This window comes from Collinsella sp. LCP19S3_B6 (assembly GCF_052121815.1).
In the GTDB taxonomy this organism is placed as follows: Bacteria; Actinomycetota; Coriobacteriia; order Coriobacteriales; family Coriobacteriaceae; genus Collinsella.
The window spans coordinates 134859-154529 of sequence record NZ_JBQKDN010000001.1 but is presented as its reverse complement, the minus strand read 5'-3'; the positions used below and the strand labels follow the sequence as shown (position 1 = coordinate 154529).

16 protein-coding genes are annotated in these 19671 nt (G+C 58.6%); 2 read left to right on the top strand and 14 right to left on the bottom strand.

Going from position 1 to position 19671, the window contains the following annotated elements; all coding sequences use genetic code 11:
* Nucleotides 1–107: 107 nt before the first annotated feature.
* From ACTQWD_RS00675 to ACTQWD_RS00610, 14 genes are all read right to left on the bottom strand, one after another.
* On the bottom strand, nucleotides 108–935 hold the full coding sequence (locus tag ACTQWD_RS00675) for a cyanophycin synthetase family protein (protein WP_441041523.1): 828 nt from the start codon (nucleotides 933–935) through the stop codon (nucleotides 108–110).
* 24 nt (nucleotides 936–959) lie between these two features.
* Nucleotides 960–2333: a hemolysin family protein gene (locus ACTQWD_RS00670; RefSeq protein ID WP_427793690.1), complete on the bottom strand. Its 1374-nt coding sequence runs from the start codon at nucleotides 2331–2333 to the stop codon at nucleotides 960–962.
* 114 nt (nucleotides 2334–2447) lie between these two features.
* Nucleotides 2448–3131 (bottom strand): PAQR family membrane homeostasis protein TrhA, encoded by a 684-nt coding sequence (trhA, locus tag ACTQWD_RS00665; RefSeq protein WP_441559035.1) that lies wholly within the window; start codon nucleotides 3129–3131, stop codon nucleotides 2448–2450.
* A gap of 851 nt (nucleotides 3132–3982) precedes the next feature.
* Nucleotides 3983–5401 carry a 6-phospho-beta-galactosidase gene (gene lacG / locus ACTQWD_RS00660; protein ID WP_441559034.1) on the bottom strand — a complete coding sequence of 473 codons (1419 nt, stop codon included), beginning with the start codon at nucleotides 5399–5401 and terminating at the stop codon, nucleotides 3983–3985.
* The gene (locus ACTQWD_RS00655; RefSeq protein WP_441559033.1) at nucleotides 5398–6912 is read right to left on the bottom strand and encodes a glycoside hydrolase family 1 protein; all 1515 of its coding nucleotides are present in this window, start codon (nucleotides 6910–6912) and stop codon (nucleotides 5398–5400) included. The genes lacG and ACTQWD_RS00655 overlap by 4 nt, the downstream gene beginning before the upstream one ends.
* A gap of 2 nt (nucleotides 6913–6914) precedes the next feature.
* Nucleotides 6915–8255 (bottom strand): PTS sugar transporter subunit IIC, encoded by a 1341-nt coding sequence (locus ACTQWD_RS00650; RefSeq protein WP_441054783.1) that lies wholly within the window; start codon nucleotides 8253–8255, stop codon nucleotides 6915–6917.
* Nucleotides 8256–8335: 80 nt separating this feature from the next.
* Complete coding sequence (locus ACTQWD_RS00645; RefSeq protein WP_441054753.1) at nucleotides 8336–8644, bottom strand: PTS sugar transporter subunit IIB; 309 nt, start codon at nucleotides 8642–8644, stop codon at nucleotides 8336–8338.
* Nucleotides 8645–8691: 47 nt separating this feature from the next.
* On the bottom strand, nucleotides 8692–9006 hold the full coding sequence (locus ACTQWD_RS00640) for a PTS lactose/cellobiose transporter subunit IIA (protein WP_441554221.1): 315 nt from the start codon (nucleotides 9004–9006) through the stop codon (nucleotides 8692–8694).
* Between the two features lie 11 nt (nucleotides 9007–9017).
* Entirely contained in the window at nucleotides 9018–10898 is a 1881-nt protein-coding gene (locus tag ACTQWD_RS00635) for a BglG family transcription antiterminator (protein ID WP_441559032.1), read from the bottom strand.
* A gap of 659 nt (nucleotides 10899–11557) precedes the next feature.
* Complete coding sequence (locus ACTQWD_RS00630; RefSeq protein ID WP_441559031.1) at nucleotides 11558–12004, bottom strand: type I restriction endonuclease subunit R, EcoR124 family; 447 nt, start codon at nucleotides 12002–12004, stop codon at nucleotides 11558–11560.
* 601 nt (nucleotides 12005–12605) lie between these two features.
* Nucleotides 12606–13811 (bottom strand): DUF362 domain-containing protein, encoded by a 1206-nt coding sequence (locus tag ACTQWD_RS00625; RefSeq protein WP_441537100.1) that lies wholly within the window; start codon nucleotides 13809–13811, stop codon nucleotides 12606–12608.
* A gap of 327 nt (nucleotides 13812–14138) precedes the next feature.
* Complete coding sequence (locus ACTQWD_RS00620; protein WP_441559030.1) at nucleotides 14139–15344, bottom strand: ABC transporter permease; 1206 nt, start codon at nucleotides 15342–15344, stop codon at nucleotides 14139–14141.
* Entirely contained in the window at nucleotides 15331–16518 is a 1188-nt protein-coding gene (locus tag ACTQWD_RS00615; protein ID WP_441559029.1) for an ABC transporter permease, read from the bottom strand. The genes ACTQWD_RS00620 and ACTQWD_RS00615 overlap by 14 nt, the downstream gene beginning before the upstream one ends.
* Nucleotides 16519–16527: 9 nt before the next feature.
* Entirely contained in the window at nucleotides 16528–17466 is a 939-nt protein-coding gene (locus tag ACTQWD_RS00610; protein WP_441559028.1) for an ATP-binding cassette domain-containing protein, read from the bottom strand.
* 166 nt (nucleotides 17467–17632) lie between these two features.
* On the opposite strand from ACTQWD_RS00610, the gene ACTQWD_RS00605 reads away from it, so the two are divergent.
* Together ACTQWD_RS00605 and ACTQWD_RS00600 are read left to right on the top strand one after the other, a co-directional pair.
* Nucleotides 17633–18778, top strand: coding sequence for a sensor histidine kinase (locus ACTQWD_RS00605; RefSeq protein ID WP_441559027.1), 1146 nt, complete (start codon nucleotides 17633–17635; stop codon nucleotides 18776–18778).
* On the top strand, nucleotides 18775–19404 hold the full coding sequence (locus ACTQWD_RS00600; RefSeq protein WP_441559026.1) for a response regulator: 630 nt from the start codon (nucleotides 18775–18777) through the stop codon (nucleotides 19402–19404). Before ACTQWD_RS00605 ends, ACTQWD_RS00600 begins: the two co-directional genes overlap by 4 nt.
* Nucleotides 19405–19671: the final 267 nt, after the last annotated feature.

The window sequence follows — 19671 nt, the reverse complement described above, 5'->3', positions numbered from 1 at the left end:
GCCCACCGTTTGAATGCTGTCCATTATACCCGCAGCGCAACACTTGCCGTCGTGCACATCTGCGTACGGTAAAAGCGCAGGTACATGATAGTGATAAGCGAGTGAGCCTACTCCTGCGGCATGGCAGGCATGGCCACCGTGGCCGCCGGGTCCTCGCCGGCGCCATCAACGAGCGGAAGCGCACCTTCCTGTGCGGGGCCTGCCGGAACCGTCGCCGCGCCACCGTAGACGGCAGCGGGGGCCTCGTGGCTCTCGGCGGTCGCGCCCTCGGTATCGATTGCCTCCTGCAGCTCATCGTCAAAGCTCGGAACACCCTGGGGCTCCACGGGCTCGGACTCGACAGCTTCCTCAGCAGCTGCCTCGACGCCGGGTTCGGAATCGGCAGGAGCCTCGCCTTCGGCCCCGTCCTCGGCGTTTGCGGCGGCGATGGCCTCGTGCGGATCCTTGCCCTCGGCCTCGGCGCGCATACCCAGCACCAGGTTGCGCAGGCCCGCGACCGTGCCCTCCACGTCAGGGGCAGGCTGGTCGGCGTGCAGATAGGCCCAGTCCATCATAAAGGTCGCCGAAGACAGCGCGCCGATGGCCAGCGCGTCATCGGGGCATGAAAGCTCAACCTCAAAGACACGCTCATCGTGCTCGCTTACGCGGGTACGGCCGCACGAAATGCTGCCGGCGAGACCGGTCTCGTTCATGAGCTCCACTGTCACGTGCTCAAGCAGATGGCAAAGCTCGGTCTGGCCCATGCAGTCCTGGAATTCACGACCGGAATCGCCTAGGCACAGGTGCTTGGCAATCGCGGGCACCAGGTAGTACACGCGCGCCGTGGCCTCGATGTCCTCCGAGGTCATGAGCGGCATGCCGGGGTTCACCAGCACATGCGCGCAGATCTTGTCCTCGCTGACGGTGACCTTAAGGATGTTGAACAGGCCTGCCATAACTCTCCCCTACTCTTCCTTGCCCTACTCGTCGCCGTCGTGCGGGTCCGCAGAGCCCGCGCCCGGCGTCGCCGGCTTATCTGCCGAGGACTCGGAATCCTTCTTATCGGTTTCGGCCGGAGCGATCACGCGAATAAGCGAGATGCGCTGGCCACGCATCGACTGCACCTTGAACTTGTACCCTGCAACCTCAAACACCTCTCCGATGTCGGGCACCGAGTCGCAAAGTTCCAAAATCCAGCCGGCGATGGTCTCATAATCATCGCTTTCCTCGAGCGGCCAACCAAGCTCAATCGCATCATCGCACGAAAAACGCCCATCGACGAGCCACTCACGGCGCGAAAGACGCGTGAGGTACTTGTTGTCGGGGTCGAACTCATCCTCGATCTCGCCCACGATCTCCTCGACGATGTCCTCGATGGTAATGATGCCGGCCGTGCCGCCGTACTCGTCCACGACCACCACGATCTGGTCGTGCGAAGTCTGCATCTCGGACAGCAGCGGCAGGATGTCCTTGGTGTCGGGCACAAAGGTGGCGTCGCGCAAATAACCGGCGATGGGCTGGTCGCCCTCGCCGTCGAGCGAGGGCTGAATCAGGTCCTTGATGTGCGCGATGCCCGCCACGTTGTCGGGATCTTCGTGATAGACGGGGATGCGGCTAAAGCCGGTCTGGCGCATAGTGGACAGCACGTCGGCGACCGTCTCGTCGTCCTCGCACATGGTGGTGTCCACGCGCGGCACCATGACCTCGCGGGCAACGGTATCGCCCAGGTCGAAGATCTCGTGGATCATACGCTTTTCCTCGTCGAGCAGGTCGTCCTGCTCCGAGACCATGTACTTAATCTCTTCCTCCGAGACGTTTTGGCGATCGTCGGCGCTCTTGATGCGCAGGATGCGGGCCAGACCATCGGAGCAAGCACCAGTCAGCCACACGAGCGGACGGGCAATCTTTTGGAAAAACGACAGCGGCCCCACGACCTGCTTGGACACGCCTTCGGCATTGGCCAGACCAATGCGCTTGGGCACAAGCTCGCCAATCACGATGGACACGAAGGCAACCGCAACGGTGATGATGACCGGTGCCAGTCCGCGCGCGATGGCAGAGAGCGGCGCGATGCCAAAGCTCATGAGCCACGTGGCGAGCGGGTCGGACAGGCTCGTCGAAGCAACGGCGGACGAGGCAAAGCCCACGAGCGTGATGGCGACCTGGATGGTGGCGAGCAGCTGGTCGGAGTCGGCAGCCAGCTTAACGGCACGCTCGGCGCGTTTGTCGCCTTCCTCGGCCTCGTGCTCCAGCACGGCGCGCTTTGCCGTGGTGAGCGCCATCTCGGACATAGAGAAGTAGCCGTTGATGAGGGTCAAAACGAGGGTGGTGATAAGGGAGATGGTTATGTCCATCGGGAGTTTCTCGAACCTCCAAGATTCGGGACGTTAGGTAGTAAGCGTAGATAACGGATAGGGCAGTTGCGTCCGGCGGCCGCTTGGATGGGTCCGCAGGCACAGACGTGATCGCTAGATTACGAAGAGGATCACCGCCATGAACTGGAAGATACTGCCGGCGAGCACCCACAAGTGAAACACACTGTGCAGGTAGCGCACGTTTTTAGCGATATAGAACGGCACGCCCACGGTGTAGCACACGCCGCCGACAGCGAGCAGGGCAAGTGCCACGGGGTTGAGCAGCGACACGAGCTCGGGCAGCTTAAAGACGACGAGCCAGCCCATCAGCAGGTAGACCAGGCCGCTTACCCAGTGCGGTTGACGCTCGCGCATAAAGCACTCGAGGGCGATGCCGATAATGGCGATGGCCCATACGGCAAAGAACAGCATAGGGCCGCCATCGTTTACGAGCGTGATGAGGCAAAACGGCGTATAGCTGCCGGCTATGAGCAGGTAGATGCAGCTGTGGTCGATGATGCGAAACACGCGCTTGGCGCGCGCGGGCTGAATCGCGTGGTAGAGCGTAGAGGCTAGGTATTCGAGGATAATACTGACACCATAGACAATCGCCGCGGCCATGTGGGCTGGGCCTCCGCCGCGAAGAGCGGCAAATACGATCAGGAGCACCAGGCCCGCGATGCCCAGCAGGCAACCGACACCATGGGTGACGGAGTTCATGATCTCCTCACCCACCGTGTAATGTGGAACGGCCGCGGCCTTGGGTCGCGGCTTGGAACTGTCGCTCGAATCGGACATGCCGGTTACATCCTCCAAGTAAATAGTTCTCAACACTATATCAAAGCGTCTGGGTACGTGCGAAATTTGCACCATACGTGACCCCTTGTTTACCCATTCTTTGCTTGTTGACGCATCAACGGCGAACAATCATGGTTGATTACAGCGCTGGAGGACCGTTTTGGCTCCCGCCTTCGGAAGTATGCGGCAAAATCTGGAACTTCCGGCCAGACCGCAGTTTTACCAACAATTTATCAGGGGTTTTATTGCCAAAAAATGTCGTGTGCTCGGCGGTCTCGAAATTTGCCGCATACTTCCGGAAAACCGCCCGCGAGCGCTGTACTCACGGGCGGCTTTTACTAAATGACAAGCTAGGACATATGCAGCCACACAGCCTAACTATTTTTGGAGGCGCGATGCCCGGCCGGTCGTCTTGCGGGTCGTGGACCATGTACCAACTGTTTTTGTAATGGCGAATCTCGCGGGCAGTGTCGTTTTTGAGAACCACACGACAAGATTCGCAAACATGGTCGTTTCCCATCGCCCAGGAGCGCGGAGTGTACGATTCGATCTCTTTGAATGGATAGACGGCGCCGTCGTACCACTTGATGCCCCAGGGGACGTACTCGCCGTCGGGACGGCATTCGACCAGGGCCATGACTAGGCGGATGGTTTTAGCGTCTGCGGACAAAGGCACCTCCCGTGCAATACGAACTTGTGTTCTATTATCGCACGGGAGGCTTGTTGGGGCTGCGGGTTCTTCGGCGTACCGCGGTAATCTGGAGGTCCTGAATCAGATCAGGCAGGGAATGGTTACGCGAAGCTAGGCCGAAGAAATTCACAAGGTATCGGTGATAAGGTCATCACCGGCTCTAGTCAATAGTGCTTGCGATCTCCTTCGACCATAGGGCACTCTTCTTGATGACACGACGTTGTGTCTCGAAATCGATATAGAAAAGGCCGTAGCGTTTGTTGTATCCATTCGACCAAGAGAATTGATCCTGAAGAGACCAAACGAAATAACCCCTCACGTCTACGCCGTCTTCACGAGCTTTCAGGAGAGCATCCAAATGCTGATCGATGAAGTCGATCCTATCATCGTCATCGACGAAATCGCCGGCTGCGTCCAACACGTCTTTGCTGCCAAGGCCGTTTTCCGTAATGTAAATTGCGGGATGAGCGGGATAGTTCGCATCGACCTGTCGAAGAATGTCGTACAGACCTTGCGGGTAGATATTCCAATCCCAGTCGGTCGTCGGAACATCAGGGTTCTTGACAAGTTCCGCAATGCCCTTCATGCGGAGGGTCGTCGTTCCCTTTTCGCCGGTCGCGTTGTACTTGGAACGATTTTCACCTGCATAGGCCTGTACGAACTGCGGCTGATAGTAATTGATACCGAGGTAGTCGTTGAGACCAACAGCCGCCTGCATCTCATCGTAATCTCCGTCTTCTACTGAGAACGAAGCCTCCTGCACCCCACATATCTCCTCAATGAGCGCGCTGGTGCGATCCGTGAGTTTGCCGAAGAACGTTAAATCAAGCAGGAACCTATTCAGATAGGCATCCCAAAGCTCGGCGGCATGTCGGTTGTCGGGTGTATCAACGATTGGATACACGGGCTTAAGCGCGTGTATGACTCCAATGCGTCCTCGATGTCCGCCTTCCTTGAAAGCCTTGACAACGCGAGCGTGGGCAAGCGCCATGTTATGCATAGCCTGGAAAGACGACGAGAAATTGAACAGATCGGCTGGGGGGAATTCAGCTACAACATATTGGAAAAACGCCAGGCTAATCGGTTCATTGATCGTGAACCACTGGGAGACCTCTGTGAACTCCTCGAAGCAGAACTGTGCGTAGTTTACGAAGGAATCGATATTGGCGCGATTCAGCCAATCTCCCCGACTGAACATTCCGATTGGGGAATCGAGGTGATGTAGCGTTACGTACGGCTCGATTCCATGTTTGCGGCATTCAGCGAACAACTCGTGATAATACTTGACGCCCACGGGATTCGGGTCACCATCAGTATTCGGAAACACGCGTGCCCAGGAAATCGAGATGCGCAGCGCCTTGATGCCATGCTCGGCAGCGAGGCGGATGTCTTCTGGGTATCGGTGATAGAAGTCGCTTGCGGGATCAGGCAGGAAACGGCCCTTCGAAACGAGAAAATCGTCCCACATGGTCTTCCCCATGCCATCTTTGCCCGTCGACCCCTCTACCTGGTAGGCGGCAGTGGCGGCCCCCCATACAAACCCCTCGGGCAACCGCTTGACGCGCTTGAGCAGCGTCATCGTTCATCTCCTCCATCCTCAAGGAACAAGCTGGCACCGTTTGTCTCGATCACTTTCCGATACCAGTAAAAGCTCTTCTTCTTGGTGCGATCGTAGGTACCTTTTCCGTCATCATCTAGATCGACATAGATGAAGCCATAGCGCTTTGACATCTGATTCGTCGATGTCGACACGACGTCTATGCAACCCCATGAGGTGTATCCCATGACCTCGACGCCATCGTCAATCGCCTCCGCGATAGCCCGGATATGACGGCGGAAATAATCGATGCGGTAGTCGTCGTTGATGGAGCCGTCCTCCTCGACAACGTCACGGGCACCCAGGCCGTTCTCGACTATGAACAGCGGCTTTTGGTACCGATCGTACATATCGACAAGGGCGTAGCGCAGGCCATCGGGGTCGATCTGCCAACCCCATTCGGAAACATCGAGATAGGGGTTCTTAACGCCCGTAGCCAGATTGCCGCATACCTTTTCTCGGTCATCCGCATCAACAGAATCGACGAGCGACATGTAGTAGCTGAAGGAGACGAAGTCCGCCGGATAGCACCGCAGAATCTCTTCATCACCCTGCTCGAATCTGACATCGATGCCATGCTTGTCCCAGTAGTCGAATATGAATGCTGGATATGCTCCACGGGCCTGAACATCGGAGTAGAAGTAGTTCTCGCGATTCGATCTCTGGGAAAGCAACATGTTCTTTGGATTGCAATTCTCAGGATAGGTTAGGGTCCGCGTGATCATACATCCCATCAAGGCATCAGGATCGATCTCGTGTAGCTCTTTCGTCGCGAGTGCGGCTGCGACAAATTGATGGTGGACGGCTTGGTATATCACCTCTTCGAGGTTGGCATCGGCGAAACGGTCTGGAACGATCCCCGCGGTCACGTAAGGGTGCCTGAAAATCGAGTCGATCTCGTTGAACGTGATCCAATACTTCACAAGGCCCTTATATCGCTCGAAGCACACGCGCGCGAAACGGGCGAAAAGGTCGACAAGACGGCGGTCGTACCACCCTTGATAGTGGTCTGAAAGATACAGCGGCATATCATAATGATGGAGCGTTACAAGCGGCTCGATTCCATGTTCGCGCATTGTTTTGAACATGTCCTCGTAGAACGAAAGCCCGGCCTCGTTCGGCTCTTCCTCATTGCCCATGGGAAAGATTCGAGCCCATTGAATGGACACGCGCAGGCACTTGAAGCCCATCTCGGCGAATAGAGCGATGTCCTCGCGATAACGATGGTAAAAATCAATGCCGTGTCGTTTCGGATACATAAGCTCGTCATCCGTTTGCATCGCCTGGGCGATCTCCTCGGATGTAATTCCATGCTGGGCGCTGTAATCGCTTGGGTCGATGCCGGGTTTATAGCGGGAAACATCCGCGACGGTAGGGCCCTTGCCCCCTTCTCGCCAAGCGCCCTCGCATTGGCACCCGGCGATGGCGCCGCCCCAAAGGAAACCTTCGGGGAAGGGAGACTCGAGATGATGGAAATCGATACTGGTGTCCATGGCTAATTGACTCCGCAGGTAGCGTCGACTTCTGCTTCCTCGAGGGCAGCAGCGTCCTGTTCTTTCTTCTTCTCCTGCTCCAGCTTGGCCTGGCGGTTGGAGATGAGCACAAATGGGACCCAAATCGCAGTCGTGACGGCGATGCAGATGATTTGCACCACAACGCCCTGCCAACCGTGGCTGATGAAGGGAGAAATCAGAACAGGGAGACCCAAGGGCACGTCAACGGTGTTGCACGGCAGGAATCCGATGTTCGTGGCGAACATGGCAATCGCGGTCGAGATGGGCGATGTGATGGCAAGGGGGATCGCGAACGTCGGATTAAGCACGACGGGCAGGCCGAAGTAGACGGGCTCGGGGATACCGCAAATGGTCGAGGGAAGTCCGAACTTCGCGACCTCACGATAATCGTCGCGTTTTGAGAACAGCATGATCGCGATGATGAGGGAAAGGATGCAGCCCGCTCCACCGGGGACCACGAAGTTCATCCAGAAGCCGTAGGTGACCGGCTGATCGGGCACTGCGCCAGAGCTGGCGGCAGCGATATTCGCCGCGATGGCGGCGGCCATCAGAGGATTGCGGATGGGCGAGATGACCAAGCCGCCGTGAATTCCCAACACCCAGAAGATCTGCGAGATGAGAACCACGAGAACGATACCGACAGGGCTCTGGAACATGATCTCCAGAGGGGTCTGCAGGAACGTATAGATAAAATCGTTTACATACGTACCCGTCAGGCTCTTGAATGCGATTCCGAAAATCGAGGAGCAGAGCAGCGTAATCAGAATCGGAAGCAGGACGTTGAAGGAAGTCGCGATCGCGGGAGGCACCGAGTCGGGCATCTTGATCTTGATGCGATCGATCTTCGTCAGCTTGCCGAACAGCTGAGAGTAGACGACGGCGCTGATCATGCCGATGAACAGCCCCTGAGCGCCCAAGATGCCCGTTACCAGTCCAGACACCGTCGTTCCATCGGGACCCGGTATGACGTTGGGAACCATGCTGATGTATGCTGCGATGCACACGATGCCCGTGATATGCTCGGGGACTTTGTCTCGGCGGGCGAGATTGGTCGCTACCAGGAAAATGATAGGAACCGTCATAAACGACATCGTGCAGTAATTCAGAAGCGTGAACGCCGGACCGAGAGCCGTCAGTGACGGAATCCACTGAGCGAGCCCACTTGTCGGTGATGCGATCAGGTTATTCAACAGTGATCCGAGAGAACCGACGATTACAAAAGGCAGAAAGGTTGTGAACGCGTTCTTTATGCTTGCGAGATACTTGTTGTCATCAACCTTTTCCGCAACAATAAGAATTGCATCCTCAAATTTGTGTGACATTGCCACAGAAAGCACCTTCTTTCACGAAATGGCGTGTTGCGTCCGCCGGTAGTGCCAGCTGCCGGCGGGTCATTTTTTAGCTACTTGGACGACGCCACCAAATCCTCAGCTTGCTTGAGAACCGCCGCTCCGTCACAGCGTCCATAGGAGACGGGATCGATAACGCCAACCGGAGCACGCCCTTCAACAATCTTCGTCACTTTGCGTAAAATATGACGTACCTGTGGACCAAGCATCAAAACATCGAAATTACCCAGCTCATCGGAAATCTGGCCCTGCTCAACAGCCCAGATTTTATAGTCCTTACCCTGGGCCTTAGCAGCCTCCTGCATCTTGGTCACAACGAGTGATGTGCTCATTCCAGCACAGCAGGCAAGCATGATATTCATGTCTCTCTCCTTTGTTCTCACGCACTTGCGCACTTATGGACAAATGCTTAGTTAGTACCGTTCTTGTACAGATCGATGAATCGCTCGGCAAGATCGCTTGCGAGTATCGCCATCGTTAGATGGTCCTCTGCGTGCACCAAGATGATGTTCACCTCAACGGAGTTGCCGTTTGCCTCATCGCGTATAAGGTTGAACTGCACTTCATGGGCTGCATGCATCTCGTCCCGAGCCTCTTTAAGTTGGGCGTCGGCAGCTTCAAAATCGCCGTCGGCGGCAGAGTCGATCGCCATAAGGGCGGCAGACTTTGCGTTGCCGGCATGCAAGATAATCTGCATCGCATCCAAATATTTATCCTCGTCCATTCTCCCTCCTCCTATAAATCGCAGTGTCCGTGCAATAGCTCCATCAGTGTCGAGAGACTCTGATGGCTGATCAGCGTGTCGATATCGTGTTCACTGGTAAGCAGCTTGGCCGCGCGCTGGTAAAAACCTTGGAGGTTTTTATCGCGCTTCTTGGATATGCTCAACAGGAAAACAACCTGGACATCATGAGTGTTCCAAGAAACAGGTTTATCAAGGATTCCGATGCATACGAACGTCTCATCCGTCACCGCCTCAAAGGGATGAGGAATGGCCACACGATTTCCGAAAGATGTCTCAGCCAGTGATTCGCGCCTCAGTACCGAGGACTCAAATGCGTCAGGGATTGGTTTAACGTCGGCGATTCGTTGACAGAGTTCAGAAATGACCTCTTCCTTGCTCTCGCAGTGCATGTGGGTGAAAAACAAATCCTCAGAAAAGAACGAGTCGATGACGTCATCCTGAATGCCGCTGTTCAGGATGTGCTGAACGTTACCGATTTCACTCTCATCGAGAAAAGAGCTCACGTGGAGGACAGGTATATCGAGCTTCTGTCGAATCGGCACAGTGGTAAAGACATAGTCGATATTGTGCAGGCTTGCCGCGTTGAGACTTCCGGCGTCACAGGTCCTAATCGTTCCGAGCATGCCTCCAAAAGCACTTCGGTATTGATACTCCAGCAGATGCGCGCTACCGGCACCCGATGCGCAAACAATCAGGATGTTCTTCTTGCTCTGTCCGTTTTTCTGTCGCTCAAGTGCGAGAGCGAACGCAAGGGCGATATACCCTATCTCCTCCTCAGAAGGTTTTTGCCGATACTTATCGGCCAGCACGGAAGAACTGTCCGACGCCATGGAATACGCCAATGGAAACCGTCTTTTTATATCGCCCAGCAGAGGATTGTCGAGATTCATATGGCACTTCAGTCGCACAGAAAGAGGAACGATATGGCGAGCCAGATTGAGGCACAGTTCGAAGTCTTCGCGAAAATCGAAACGGAATGATTCCCATACGCGCTCAATCATCTGCGCGGCAACACCCCAGGCTTCGCCTAAGATTTCGAAACCTTCATCATCCTTCCCGTCTGTATCGATAGTCTGTTTGCCAGCGAGATGAATTGCGATGTAGGCCACCTCTTCAACCGGCATCCCAATATCAAATTGAGCTGCCACTTTTCTCGCGATGGTCTCGGCTATGGCGTATTCGCGCCGCGTCTTAATATCCTTGATCTGAAGTTGTTCCATTGGCACATAGCAGTTGTTTCTTATGCGTTCGATTGCCACGGCGATATGAACAAGAAGATTCTGGTGTGCGACCGCATTGATATGGAATTCGTTTTGCTCAAGAGATTGATCGACACACTCTGCGATTTCAGCGAGGTCATCCCCGAAAGGAGCATCCATTGCAAGGCTTGCCAAACAAAGACGGTGCATAAACTCGGGACCGATGACTCGAATCCCGTGTCTTGGTTTTCTTTCGATCTGCAGCCCGAAACGGCCGATATAGTCCTCGGCGGCCTTGAGATCATTCGAAATCGTCACCCTTGAAACATATAAGGTGTCGGCAAGGCGGTCTAGTGTGACCCACCCGTTTCGATAGAGCAGTTCATTTAAAATGAAACGAATTCGACCCCTAGACGTGTCTGGCAGGGCATGGATACTATCAGCGTCGGCTTTGATAATCCCGTTGAACGCGTCGTTATCGCGAATCGATAACTCATATCCCTCGCCGCGTTTCATATCTATGCGCGCCGCATCATGGAAAAGCTGGTTCAGCTGAGAGATATACGTACGGATGGTACGAGTGCTCACCCCAAGTATCCGGGATAAATCACTTGCAGGAACCGACGGGCTACGCCTGAGCTCCTGAATGATGCGCAACAACTTATCGTCCACGGTTCCTCCTCTCGCTATTGATAATAGGAAGGAACGTTACGCGATTCCACAAAGGATATTTCCTTCCAAACGGAAGATGTCCTTATGATTGAGTAGGCGTGTATGCAAGACAAAATGCCCAAGCAGCTCTCCAGCACGGTACATCCAGTTATACGCCATACCCATGCTTTGCAAGAAAGCGCGCCACCAAATGCGCCCAACATAGGTGCCGCCTTGTCGATATCCCCGGAAGGATGGATCGTCCCGGCTGGTAAACCTGATGTTTTGTACGGTATGCGTCAGTATATCTAGCGCGCAACAACTTTCCGTGCATAGGCCGGCGGCACCCTGACACCATACGGGAGATCTGACTGACGGACAGATATTGGGAATTGACATTCGGGGACCACTTTTCGCGAGCCTTGTTATCGGCAAGGGCCACGCGCCAGGATTCGCGAGTGCGATCGTTTCCCAACGCCCAGGAACGGGGTTTGTATGACTCGATTTCTTTGAAGGGATAGACGGTGCCGTCGTACCACTTGATGCCCCAGGGAGCGTATTCTCCGTCGGGGCGGCACTCCACGATGGCAGTGACCAAGCGGATTGATTTGGAACCTGTAGACAACAGTACCTCCCGTGCTATGCGAACTTATGTTCTATTATTTCACGGGAGGCTTGGCTTAGTCCTCGGGAAACTCGATGGGGTAGTGGGCGGCCAGGCTGCGGTACTTGCGGTAGAACCCGGACAGCAGGTCGGCCACGCGGTGGCGCTGCCTGTCCCTCGCCTCGGCCTTCGCGCCGAAACGCGAGCCAGGCAGCATGACCCTCGTCACCGCCGTGCCCTCCTGCGGCACGCCGCCGACCTCGAACGCCTCGCGCATGAGGTCGCGCGTCGGCTCGGCCTTCAGCTTCTCGGCCTCGATGATGCCCGACATCTCGTCCTCCATGGAGTCGGCCACGAACTTGCGCCAGTTGCGCTCGGGCTCAGGCGCGGCCGGGTCGATGTCGAACTGGGCGTCCGCCTCCCCGAAGCCGGCGATCTCGAGGAACCGCTCGATGAGTTCGGACTTGTCGCGCAGCTCCGGCGATGCTGCCACCGAGAACATGATCCGCGCGGCGATCTCCACCGTCCCTTCAACTGGGAAAACGGCGCCCCCGGGCCCCGGAAGGGGCCCGGGGGCGTTCGGCTAGGTGCGGGAACGGCCTATTTGCTCAATGTGTTCGGCTGAGACCGGAAATCAACCCTGACTATCAAAGTTCATTCATTCATCGTTCATGTGATGTGAAGCACAGCGACAGAAGCCGCTCGGGACAGTTTTCTGAGAATCGAATAAATCGCCGTTGTCGAGCGAGCGCCAGTTGGTTATCCACCGCTCGCGGTTCCAAACTGACCACTCGTAGTGAACGGCGGCAGCGCCGAAAAAATCGTTTTTAACCCTCGCGCGATGGCTCGTTTTAGCTGGGAAAACTGGACTTTTTAAGCGGATATCGACATTTTCAGCTCTAACTGACCCTTTTTTCGAAAGTGTGGGGAAAATGTCGGGAACCCCGAGCAGACCGCACTTTTACCAACAATTTATCAGGGGTTTTGTTGCCAAAAACGCCTTGTGGTCGGCGGTATTCGACTTTCCCCGCACTTCCGAAAAGCCGCCCGTGAGCGCTGTGCTCGCGGGCGGCTTTTGCTCGAATTACGCCACAAAGGCGCTTATATTGTCCAATAGCTAGGCGCTATTTGACCTCGATAAGCTCGTACTTGCTCGTGCCCAGGCCGATCTTCTCGGCGTGCGCGATGCACGCGCGCCAGTCGGTGTCGGGATGCGTGATGCAGAAGGGGTCACGCGCCTGCTCGCCCTCCAGATGCTCGTGGTTATGCTCCATCTTGGCCGCGCTATCGGTGAGCTCGGTGTTGGGCAGCGGCTCGGACGCCATGACGGCATCGGCACAGGCCTGGTCGATGGCGACCGGGTCGAAGCTCGCGAACATGCCGATATCGTTGACGATAGGCGTATCGTTTTCGGGATGGCAATCACAGTTGGGGCTGATATCCATGGCAAGCGAGATGTGGAAGCTCGGGCGGCCGTCGACGACGGCCTTGGTGTACTCGGCGATCTTGCAGTTGAGCACGTTGGCCGCGGCGTCATAGACGGGCTTGATGGCGTCCTGGTTGCACACGCCGATGCAGCGTCCGCAGCCCACACAGCGATCGTGGTCGATGGCAGCCACGTGCACCGTGCGAGTAGCGCCGCTGGCAAGCTCGCGCTCGCGGGTGTCGTCGAACGAGATAGCGTTGTGCGCGCAGATCTTTTCGCAGGCACGGCAGCCAATGCAGTGCTCGGTCGCAACGTTCGGCTTGCCGGCGGCATGCTGCTCCATCTTGCCGGCACGGCTGCCGCCTCCCATGCCCAGGTTCTTCATGGCGCCGCCAAAACCGGCCTGCTCATGGCCCTTAAAGTGGGTGAGGCTAATCACGATATCGGCATCCATGAGTGCCTGACCGATCTTGGCCTCATGCACGTACTCGCCGCCCTCGACCGGGACGAGCGCCTCGTCGGTACCCTTGAGGCCGTCGGCGATGATGATCTGGCAACCCGTGGCATACGGGGTAAAGCCGTTCTGATAAGCGGTGTCGATGTGCTCGAGCGCGTTTTTGCGGCTACCGACATAGAGCGTGTTGCAGTCGGTGAGGAAGGGCTTGCCGCCCAGTTCCTTCACGACATCCGCGACGGCGCGGGCGTAGTTGGGGCGCAAAAAGCTCAGGTTGCCCAGCTCACCAAAGTGAATCTTGATAGCGACGAACTTGTTCTCAAAGTCGATCTGCTCAATACCGGCGCGGCGGATGAGGCGCTTGAGCTTGTCAAGCTGGCTCTCGCGAGCATGCGTACGCAAGTTGGTGAAGTACACCTTAGCGGGTGCTGCGGGTGAAGTTGCGGTCATATATATCCCCTCGGTCTATATGGCGTTACAGACATAGAGGATGGTACCCGTTAAAGTGGGGTCAAAGTCAAGTACGGCGCCTAGTCATTGGGGACGTTCTTAAATGAGTGACTACTCATTGGGGACAGACTTAAATGACTGAAGCCACTCATTGGGGACGGACTTAAATGAGTACCTCGCCACCCGGCAGTTAGGGACGTTCCTTTCCTGCCGGCAGTTGGGGACAGTCCTTGGCAACCCTGCCGGCGAGCCGGCGAACCGGCAAAGACTGTCCCCGATGACTAGTCGTTTAAGTCTGTCCCCAATGACCACCCAATGACTAGGTAGCTAGGCGTGGGATTTGGCGCGTGCGAGGGCTAGGCCTACGGCAGCGATGGCCGCGGCAAAGAGCACCGTGACGCCCAGATCGCAGGCGATGTCTCCCAGCACGGCGGACGTCAGGTCCGCGGCGAGCGCCTTGCCGATCGCGTCGTTCACCCAAAACGTCGGTACAAAGTGCGCCACCGTCTGCACGGACGGGCCCATCAGCGACAGCGGCATCCAGGCGCCGCCCAAAAACGTCATGAGCATGCCAAGCAGGTTGCCCACACCGTTGAGCAGCTCCTCGCGCGCGCCCAGGCTCGACAACGCAAAGCCAACGGCCAGCGGCGTGCACGCCAGGGCAAACGTCGCCGCTAGCGCCAGACACACGCGGTCCACGCCGACCTCGGCGACCGCGCCGGCAAAGCCCACGACGCCCATCATGCTCGACACAAACCAGATGCAGACGGTGATCACGGCAGCGGCCGCAAACACGGCAAGGGAGCGCTGGCGCTCGGAGATTGGGCCGGCCTCCATGCGGCGCACGCGCTCGGGTTCGTTCATGCCCGAGAACACCAGCCCCACCGACACGATGACCGACGAGATAATCGCGTACGCGCCAAAGTTGAAATACGACTCAAGCGTGGCGGCGGCTGTCGAGTCGACCTTGACCTGCTCGATCTCGACCTCCGCGCGCTTGGCGGCGGCATGCTCGGCGGCCTTGGCGACGTCACCGTCGGAGGCAGTAGGATCAAGTGCGGCCGCAGCGCCCGCGAGCGAAATCCAGCGCGAGGCCTCGGCAGACGAAAGCGCCGCCGCCATGGTGCCGGCACCGTAGGTCACATCGAGCTTGGGCAGGGGCTCCCCCGCTCGGGCGGCTGCAACGAGGTCGTCCTCAAACCCCTCCGGAATAAAGAACACGCAATCGGCGCTACCCTTGGCGCTGTTGCTCTTGGAGAGCGCGTCCGCAAGGTCGTAGGTGTCCTCGCCGATACCCGTGACCAGATCAAAGCGCGAGCCCAGGTGCTTGGTAAGCGCACGCGAAAGATCGCTGTTGTCGCGGTCGACCACGATCACGTTGGTGTCGTAGGGTTCGTACTCGGTGAGCTGCGACGAGTTCCAGCTCACCGAGGCCGCGATGAATACGCCCATGAGCGAGATGAACACCGTATAGATGAGCAGGTAGAACGGGTGCGCCAGCGCCATGCGAAGCGCAGTCTTAAAGGTGCTCATAGCGGCTCCTTCCAAAGATCAGCGTGGCGGCGGCAACGAACAGCAACGCCATAAGGACCAGCGCGCCAGCGCGAACGGCAAAGGGGCCCAGGTCCTCAAAGAAATACAGGCGGTTGAACATGTCGCAGATAAGCTTGACGGGGTTGAGCCAGCACTCGGCCGGACAGGCGCGGGCGACGTCGTCGGCAAGCGCCATCGCCGGCTCGCCGTAGAGGCCGGCGAACAGGGCGCACGTGGTGGCGAAGCCCGTGAGGATGCCCGACTTGGATGCCTTGCCGCCCTTAACGGGAAGCGTGCCCACAAAGAGCCCCAGGCCCGTCGCGGCAAGCGCGGAGGCAGCGCCACCCACCAGGCAGAGCCCCTCGCGCCCGCCAAAGCCGACGCCCACGACCAGGCGCACGTAGCCGATCGCGATCGTCATCGAGGCAAAGGAAACCAACCACGAGCCCACAAAGATGCCGGCCAGCGACGCCGTCTTGGAAAGGCCGCCCACGCAGCGACGCGCACCAAGACCAGACAGATTGGGCTGCAGGTCGACGACGCTCAAGGCGGCAAACTCGGCAGACATCATCGCGACCAGGCCAAAGAGCGCGTAGTAGTAGATGACCGTGCCATCGGGCGTGGCACGCGTCAGGCTCACACGGCGAGTGCCGCCCTCAAGCGACAGGGCGCGCGCAACCGCCTCCGGGTCGGTGAGCGCCGCCGGGTTGTCTTGGGCAATCTGGCGCATGAGCTCGGCATTTTGCGTATACGAGCTTGCCACCGTCTCCAGGATGCTGCGGTCGGTGAGCACCGACGTCGCACGCGAGCTGTCATAGCTCGAAAGCAATGTGAGTTTGGGCGTGCCCGCGGCATCGACCGCATAGATGCCCGCGACCTCGCCAGCCTTAAGCGCACGGTTCGCATCGACTGCGTCGTCGAACTCGTGGATCTCGAGCAGTTGGTCGTCGCCTTCCTTGGCAAGCGACGTCGCCACGTCCTTAAAGGTCGAGGCGCCCCAGGCCTCATCCGCCACGATGGCCACCGGCACCGGGTCGACCGTGCCATCGGAGCTCAGATTCGCAAACATAAACATGAACATCGTGGAAAGCGCGACGGGAAAGATCGCGCCCCAAACCCACGTGCTCGGCCGGCGCAGCAGCGTCTTGACCGTAATGATAATGGTGTTGAACATGGCCGCCCCCTAGTCGCGCAGCTCGCGGCCGGTGATCTCGAGGAACACGTCGTTGAGGGTCGGCGGCTCGCTCCACACGCGGCCGAGCGCAACGTCGGCGGCGCGCAGCGTGTCGAGGATGTCAACCAGGTTGTGCGGGCTCGCTTCGCAGGTGCAGACGAGCTCGCCGCCGGACAGCTCGACGCTGAGCACGTGCTCGAGGGCGCGCAGTCGCTCGACCGTGGCGAGCTCGACGGCGCCGACCTCGACGGTCACGCGCTCACCCATCTGAATCATGCGCTTGAGCTCGTCGTTGGTGCCCTGCGCCAGCACGCGCCCGCCGTCCATGATCATGATGCGGCTGCAGATCTGCTCGACTTCCTCCATGTAATGGCTGGTATACACCACCGTGGCGCCTTCGTCGCGCAGGCGGCAGATGCCCTCCAGGATGGCGTTGCGGCTCTGCGGGTCGACCGCCACCGTGGGCTCGTCGAAGAAGATGAGCTCGGGCTTGTGCGCGACGCCGCAGGCGATGTTGAGGCGACGCGCCAGACCGCCCGAGAGCTTGCCGGGGCGAAACTTGGCAAAGTCGCCCAGCCCGACAAAGTCGATGGCCTCGTCGACCAGCTCGCGACGGCGCTTGCGGTCGTTGACGTAGAGGCTGCAGAAATAGTCGATGTTCTCGCGCACCGTGAGCTCGTCGAACACCGCCACCTGCTGCGGCACCACGCCGATGCGGCGCTTGAGGTCGTAGCGGGCGGGCGTCATGGGCTCGCCGAACAACTCGATGGTGCCTTTGTCGTAGGCGAGCAGCTGCAGAATGCAGTTGATGGACGTAGTCTTGCCCGAGCCGTTGGGGCCCAGCAGGCCAAAGATCTCGCCGGGGGCGATGCTCAGGTTAAAGTGGTCGAGCGCGATAAGATCGTCGTAGCGCTTGACGAGGTTTTCGACGTGGACGATGTCTGTCATGAGGCGGCCCTTCCGTTGATTGCGGCCCGGTACGATTGCATCATCGCAGGAGCCGCCGGCGCGCGCCAGTGAGCTTTGTCACGAGTGCGGCGGGGGCGGGCGGGAGGAATGTCACGGTTGCGGCACCTGAGCAATCGTCGCGCGCACCATCGCGTACAATACCCGTATGAACAGGCTATTCGACAAATCGATCGTGCTGGCGTGCTGCATTGCGGCCGCTCTGGGCCTTGCTGTGGATGCTTGCTTGGTCGCGGCGTTTTGTCTTGGCGTCGTAGTCGCCTCGCTTACGGAAATTGCGCAAGGCGAACGTGCCCGCCGCGCCGGTGAGGCCGCGAGCTACGCTTACATTATGGTGACCGTCTTTGTGCCGTCGTTTGTGCCGTTTGCGCCCCTCGCCCTCTATGACATCGCGCGATACGTGCGCCGTGAACACGTTTGGGTCGCGCTGGGCGCCGGCGCCATCTTTGTCTGCGCACTCGTCGCATATGCCCACGCTGGCGCGCTTCCCACCCGTGCGCTGCTGTTGACCGCCATCCTTTCAGTCGCCGCCACCTTGCTGTCTCTGCGCACCGCTCAGCTGGAGCGCGAGCAGGAGCGCATGCGTCGCACCCGCGACGAGCTGCAGGAGCGAGCCCTCGCGCTCGAGGCGCGCAACCGCGACCTTGCCGACTGCCAGGACTACGAGGTCGAGCTCGCAACGCTCGCCGAGCGCGCCCGCATCGCACGCGAGATCCACGATAACGTGGGGCACCAGCTCACGCGCGCCTCGCTGCAAACCGAGGCCCTACGCGTGGTCCACGCCAACGAGCCCGGCGTCGCCGCCGACTTCGCTGACGTCAAGCGCACCGTGGACGAAGCGCTTCAGCTCGTGCGCTCGAGCGTCCACGCGCTCAACGACAACGCGGCGAATCTCTCCGTACAGCTCGAGCGCATCGTGGAGGGCGCGCGCTCAGATGGCGGGCCGCAGATTGAACTTGAGGTTTTGGCCGAGCATGCGCCCGCAAATGTCGCCAACTGCTTTGCGGCGGTCCTGCGCGAGGCGCTTTCCAACTCCATACGCCATGCTTGCGCCCATACTGTCACCGTACGATGCATGGAGCATCCGTCGTTTTACCAGCTCATCGTTACCGACGATGGCGCAGGCGGGGCTCAAGCAAGCGGCCGCAACGTCACAGGAGGCATGGGGCTCGGCTCCATGCGCGAGCGCGTCGAGGCGCTTGGCGGCACCTTCACCGCCGGCCCGCGCGCCGGCGCCGGCGGCTGGCGTGTGTTTGCCACCGTTCCCAAACAGCAAGGAGATGAGGGCCGATGAGGCTCATCGTTGTCGACGACGACCGCCTAGTGGTCGATTCGCTCAAGATTATCCTGGGCGCCCAGCCGCAGATCGAAGTGGTGGGTACCGGTGCCAACGGCAACGATGCGGTTTCACTCTATGCCGAACACGCACCCGATATCGCGCTGCTCGACATTCAGATGCCGGGGCGCGACGGGCTTTCGGCGGCCCGCGAGATCCTTGAGCGCGACCCTGCGGCGCGCGTGGTATTTCTGACGACATTCTCGGATGACGAGTACATTGTGTCGGCGCTCAAACTGGGTGCCCGCGGCTACCTGATCAAAACCGATGTCGCCGCCATCCCGCCGGCGTTGGCGCAGGTCATGGACGGTAAACGCGTGCTCGAGGGCAAGGCGATCGAGGATGTCGACTTTGATGGGGCGGGCGTCGAGGTGGGCACGACCCGCCGGCCCGCGGCCTTCGTCAGCCTGACCGACCGCGAGTTCGAGGTCGCCGAGCTCATTGCCCGCGGCCTCGATAACAAGGAGATTGCCGCCACCGCCTATATGGGCGAAGGCACCGTGCGAAACCACATCAGCTCAATCCTGGCCAAAATGGGCCTGCGCAACCGCACGCAGATCGCCATCGCCTACCTGCGAGGGTAGTTGCCCGAAGACCGACCGCCCCGGCATAACAAAATGTCTGCTACCGGTTTAATGCCATTTCAAAACTATGCCGGTTTACGGGGCCAAACTCAGGACCCCCATCCATACCCGCGTTTTCTGTAAAATGACGGCTCGTCTACCTGCGGTTTTATTTTCACGAATATCAGCATGGTTGGGGACTCGTGACTCAGCCCCGTAAACCGGCCTAGTTTTGTCCGAGCGGCCACGTCAAGTGTCTCCGCAAGCCGCTTCAAGCCAAAAATGATC